Genomic DNA, 5,201 nt, shown 5'->3' with positions numbered 1-5,201 from the left:
CAACTCTCCCCAGAGTTGTCAAGCGTTTTGTGAAAATATTTTTGACTTTTTTTTGAACCTATACACACCAAGGGTTTCGACATTTATCGCCTGCTCCGGTATCCCCTGGCTGACTCCTCTTTATAACTATGGGGTCTTTTTTTGGGGCAAGATTGGACTTTGGGGCAGACTATCTCCCGCGCATGGGTAGAAGGAGTCAGTGGTTCAACATGATGGGGCTTACTTACAGTAGAGGTAAGGCAAGGTTCATTGGTGTCAACTTAAACTGAAGGATGCCATCGCCCTCAACCAGGCGATCGTTCTTAACGTCTACCACGCGATATTAAGCAAAAATCACACTCGCTCTTACTGGGGTTACAATCTGACTAAGTATGAGAGCTCGTCGAATCGTGATGAAATTTTATGAGCCGAAAACGCCCAGCTCATTCAGGTAATCCAGACTTGCGTGGAGCCACGCAACTACCGGGTCTGCCGATGGCAAAAATAGAAGCTCTGCTGTGGAATTGGCTGAGTCTTGAAACCTTTAAGGCGTCACGCTTAACGGCAGGGGACAAAAAACTGCGCGATGGCGTCCCGCCCCGCAAGCTACGATTGTTGACGTTACCCGTGATGAGGGCAGTAGTATTGAGGTAAGGATTCAGGTCTGAAAGAAGGGAATAAGCTCAGGCCGAGCCAAGTCACAAGAATGGGCAGAAATAGCCTCACGGAAAAAAGCCATTACTGAACGAGATTGAAAACGACAGGTTTGAATCACACTCAAGAGATTAGCCGTTTCCTCAAATCGTTTCATCGAACGAGAGCCGCCAGAAACTTTCCGTTTCGTGACAGCTAGCCGTAGACATTACTCACAAGGTATCGGCTCAATAAGTAGGGGTAGCAGTTATTCTAGTTGCCAAGATAAGCCCAAGGGATGAAGAGAAGACTTGGAGCGAATGGCGTTGCTGATTTACGGTATGAAAGGCTAAATATGCAAGTCATAGAAACCAGTATCCACAAAGCTTCTGGATTTTCAACTTATTTTTTTCATACCCTGATTAAGCAACGCCGAGCGAATAATAGTAGAGAGAGAGGGAATAATTCCAAGTTGAGAAATTCGGTCACGGACATAATCAAAAAAACTGATTCGCAACTGACGAGTAGTAGCAACAAGAGACATAAAAGTATCCCATGCCTGAGTACCCTCAATCGTCCCAGGAATGAAAATTTAATAACATCAGCGATACAGCACTTTGCGTGACTAAGAGGTACAGTAACAGCAGTGAGCAAAATAATTTTCGATTTGCTTAGTTGAACATAATTTCACTCCCAATTCCAAGAGTTTTTCCACAATCTGTACACTTCGAGGTACAAATCTCCTGAGCCATGCCTTTAATTCCCACCATAAATGTTCGATCGGGTTAAACTAGGCGTGAGTAAGGTGATAAATACACTATTCTTGCTCCCACTGCTTCAATCATTTCTTCTACCCCCTCTACTTTGTGCGCCTTCAAATTATCCATGACTAATACCGCTCCTCTCCATAATTTTGGAACCAGTTGTTCTTGCACAAATTTCTTGAACTCCTCTCCGTTTATCGATTTTTCTATTGTCTTCATGGCGATGACTTTCTTATTGCTTATTGCTCCCACCACTGTTACCCTACTTCCTCTATAAAATGGCTTGATATCGTAGCTTCTTTCTCCCTTTTTACTTCTAGCTCTAAGTCTCATTCTCCCCAGCAATACGCCCATTTCGTCCAAAAATATCAGATTTTCTGGTTCGACATCTCGGATTTTTTCCCAATATTCTACTCGCTTCTTTTGATTAATTTCTTTATGGGCTTGACTACTCCGTAGTGTTTTTTTTTTCAAAGTGAGTTGCAGAATATTGTAAGAATCGGCACATGGCACTCTCGCTCAACCATACTCCTGTTTTTTCGTGCCAATACTCACAATATTCTGCAAGTGTGTAATCTGGATACTGGGCTACCATCTCTTCAATCTGTTGTTCGTGACCAAAGAGTTGGCTCAGTTTACCACCCTTTGCCTGACTAGGGAGTAGTCTTCCTGTCTCTTTTTTTCGCTTTAGTAGTGCCGCGATCCGTACTTTTACTCACTTGAAATCTTTCTGCTACTTTCCGAATAGAGGTGTTACCTGCTTCTCCTTGTGTCAATAATCTTTTGTAAGGATTCAGGTCTTTGATTGGGGAATCAGAGAAGGCATAAAAAAGTTACAAGAATGGGCAGATAGAGCATCACGGAAAAAAGCCATTGCGCTTTTAGCTTGAAACCGACAAGTCTGAATCACAGATAACAAATCAGCAGTTTGTTCAAATCGAGACATGGAGCGGGAACCGCCAGATACTTTACGTTTAGTCACGGCTAATCGCAGAGAACGTTCTGCCAAATTATTGTCAGGGGGAATTTCAGGGTGGTCTAAAAAATACCACCATTGGTGCGCTTTCTCACGCAACGAGCGCAGCAACAGTCCAGCAGTATAACCAACATGACCAATCCAAGTATTTAACAATTCTGCCAGTCTGGTCTTAAAGTTCCTCGCCCAAGTGTGATAATCAAGTTCTTCAGGGTGCTCACGCCCTGAATTCGATGTTGTCGAAATGCCTCATCAATTAATTCCAAAAATGCCTCTGCGACGACAGTGTTGTTACCGTGACTGATTTGAAGAACTTTCTTAAAATGTCGTCGTAGATGGGCCTGACATTTCTGCTGCGCTCCCACAATCACACCGTTATATACGCTAAAATCATCAGAATTCAACACTCCAGCTTGCCTCATTCCCCAGCATTGTTTCTAATTCTGAGCGACTGCGAGTGTCCGCAGCATGGAACAGGCAAAAATCTTGACCTGTAGCTGTCCACAACCATTCTTTGACGCCCTTAACACACCACGGGGTTTCATCGACATGGACGTTAGCTTGTAACGGTGCCCATTGCCATAAGTCTTTAACGGCGGGCTTTACAGCATTAGCTACTCGCGCATTGGTTGCTTGTAATGTCCCGATCCCAATTTCAATACCACCTAATTCCCGCAGCAATTCTTGTTGCTTTTCATAAGACATATGCCCATAATTACCTAGCCATACCAATAATGCTTGTAGGTCGATGCTTAAGTCTTGTCCTGGCACTATACCCGGTGAGACTGATCCAATCACCATTGCTCCACATTCATTACACTGACATTTGGCTCGTTGATATTCCACTACTTCAATTGGTCTATTTACTAAGCACGCTACCTGCTGCTTGCTATAACCAATCATCTCACTTAATTCTCTGCTGCCACAATGCTCACAATAGTCAGGAGTGCTGATTTGATATCTATCTACTCGCCCAAATCCTTTGCGGGTTTTGCCGATATGTCCAGGCTGTCCTCCTGGTTTTCGCTTTGGTTGGGACTCTGACTCTTTTGAGTTATCAAAAGCGGCTGTCTCTGATTTCTGTATGAGATCACTCGATGGGGGTTTCGATGATGTTTTGCTATTGCTTGGCTGTTTCTCTTTGAGCTTTGCGACCTCTTCTTGTAGTTTTTCAATCAGCTTCTGTTGGGTCAGCACAATTTTGATCAGTTCCTCACGGCTCAACTGGTCAACTATTTCCCTTTTCAGTGCTAATAACTCTGATTTTTCGCTCATCTGACTACACTACCATATTTCTCCGCTCTGAATGAACTATTTTTCACCTGAATCCTTACAATCTTTTGACGTATATCTAGGGAGTAGGGTTTCATTTTTCTCTTTCTTACCACCTCTAATATTGTACCTAATCGTTAAGCAAAGTGCTGTATATAATAAATAAATGAGTGAATATGAAGAGGTGTATGTTTCGGTAGAGATGTCAAATATTATGCCTACTTGGTTCTTCTTATATCTATCGCCCAAGATTTTTTGATTTAAATCATTTCTTACTAACTTAATTTATGTGTTACTCAGACGAAATTACTGATTTAATGCGAAAACATCATCAGTCTTTATCTGAAAAAGATCAAAGAAAATATGCAGCGATAGAAGCCGTAAAACTTGGTCGTGGTGGAATTATTTACATAGCCCGAGTTTTGGGAGTAGACAGGAATACAATAGCCAAGGGAATTAAGGAATTAAAAAGTGAATTAGACACTACTTTTAATCAACAGACAATTCGCCGACCTGGAGGAGGAAGAAAAACTAGGGAGTCTGAGATACCTGATTTAAATGAGCGTTTTTTAGAAGTCTTAAAAAACCACACAGCCCGAGATACAATGTCGGAAAAAATTAAATGGCCAAATCTTAGCCAGCAACAAATAGTTGAAGGTCTGAAGGCTCAGGAAACAATCATTGGTGACAAGTTAAGGAAAAAGGGAAATTGTCAAGGGTAGTATTTCCATGAGTCTGGGATCGTGGGAAACTTATGACAGACAAGTAATAGAGGGATTGTGAGCAGCCATGACCAGCAGCCGAAAAACCAATCGAGACCACGCGAAAAAAACACACAGACCAATGGTGGAAGATGAAGTAATTGCAGAGCAACTGGAAAGATTGCTGACACCGGCGATTACAAATCAAGAAAATTACTACCGAAAATTAGGACTCCGAGAGCGGATATTGAATTTACCGTTGATGATGGCTGCGGTATTAACGTTACTGTGGCGAGACGTAGCAGGGGTGAGAGAACTGACCAGAATCTTAGCCAGAGACGGTTTTCTGTGGTGTAATCCCACAAAAGTTAGTCAACAAGCGGTGTCACAACGATTTTTGACATTTCCTGCGGAGTTATTTGAAAAAGTATTTAAAGATTTATTGCCAAATCTCTCTTCAGCTTGGCATAGTAGAAATCAACGTCCGTTGCCAGAAAGTATTCAATTTACCTTGTCAAAATTCGAGAAAATTTGGATAATAGATGGCTCAATATTGGAGGCGCTATTGTAAGGATTCAGGTCTAAAAACTTGCGGCTCCAACGCTTTTCTGGCAAGGGTTTTAGGGCAAAATAAGGGTTTTTGTCTTTCGTGGTTAATTGTCAATAAACGAGGAGAAGTGACAGTTTTTCGGGGTTTATTGAGAATAGAGATTGATTTAGTATCAAGCTCCATATCTAAAGTCTTTGCCCAGCAAGGAGTTCAGTGACCTGAATCCTTACGCGCTATTTAAAAAGCTACGTAAGGATTCAGGTCAAAAAAAGTTCAGAGACACCAAAAAATATGGTAATGTAGTTGAATGAGCCAAAAACCAGAGT

General features: G+C 42.0%; 3 protein-coding genes and 3 pseudogenes. 3 read left to right on the top strand and 3 right to left on the bottom strand.

Going from position 1 to position 5,201, the window contains the following annotated elements; genetic code table 11:
• Nucleotides 1–402 precede the first annotated feature (402 nt).
• Nucleotides 403–633, top strand: coding sequence for a hypothetical protein (locus tag QUB11_RS30690; protein WP_333207466.1), 231 nt, complete (start codon nucleotides 403–405; stop codon nucleotides 631–633).
• A 4-nt stretch (nucleotides 634–637) separates the two neighbouring features.
• Here QUB11_RS30690 and QUB11_RS30685 read toward each other — a convergent pair.
• From QUB11_RS30685 to tnpC, 3 genes and pseudogenes are all read right to left on the bottom strand, one after another.
• Nucleotides 638–838 (bottom strand): annotated as a pseudogene (locus QUB11_RS30685) (IS66 family transposase); the annotation flags it as partial.
• 559 nt (nucleotides 839–1,397) lie between these two features.
• Nucleotides 1,398–1,850 (bottom strand): transposase, encoded by a 453-nt coding sequence (locus QUB11_RS30680; RefSeq protein ID WP_333207464.1) that lies wholly within the window; start codon nucleotides 1,848–1,850, stop codon nucleotides 1,398–1,400.
• 319 nt (nucleotides 1,851–2,169) lie between these two features.
• Nucleotides 2,170–3,627 (bottom strand): annotated as a pseudogene (gene tnpC, locus QUB11_RS30675) (IS66 family transposase).
• Nucleotides 3,628–3,911: 284 nt separating this feature from the next.
• On the opposite strand from tnpC, the gene QUB11_RS30670 reads away from it, so the two are divergent.
• Both QUB11_RS30670 and QUB11_RS30665 read left to right on the top strand, forming a co-directional pair.
• Nucleotides 3,912–4,346, top strand: coding sequence for a hypothetical protein (locus tag QUB11_RS30670; RefSeq protein ID WP_333207463.1), 435 nt, complete (start codon nucleotides 3,912–3,914; stop codon nucleotides 4,344–4,346).
• A gap of 121 nt (nucleotides 4,347–4,467) precedes the next feature.
• Nucleotides 4,468–4,890 (top strand): annotated as a pseudogene (locus QUB11_RS30665) (IS4 family transposase); the annotation flags it as partial.
• Nucleotides 4,891–5,201 lie beyond the last annotated feature (311 nt).

The sequence above is a fragment of the Microcoleus sp. B6-A1 genome, from assembly GCF_036705085.1.
Classification (GTDB): Bacteria; Cyanobacteriota; Cyanobacteriia; order Cyanobacteriales; family Microcoleaceae; genus Microcoleus.
Note: the sequence above shows the minus strand (reverse complement) of the source record. Positions and strands in the feature narration are given on the sequence as shown.

Excerpts from the sequence above, each read along its gene's own strand:
- QUB11_RS30690 (WP_333207466.1), top strand. The coding sequence starts at position 403 with ATGAGCCGAAAACGCCCAGCTCATTCAGGTAATCCAGACTTGCGTGGA.
- QUB11_RS30670 (WP_333207463.1), top strand. The coding sequence starts at position 3,912 with ATGTGTTACTCAGACGAAATTACTGATTTAATGCGAAAACATCATCAG.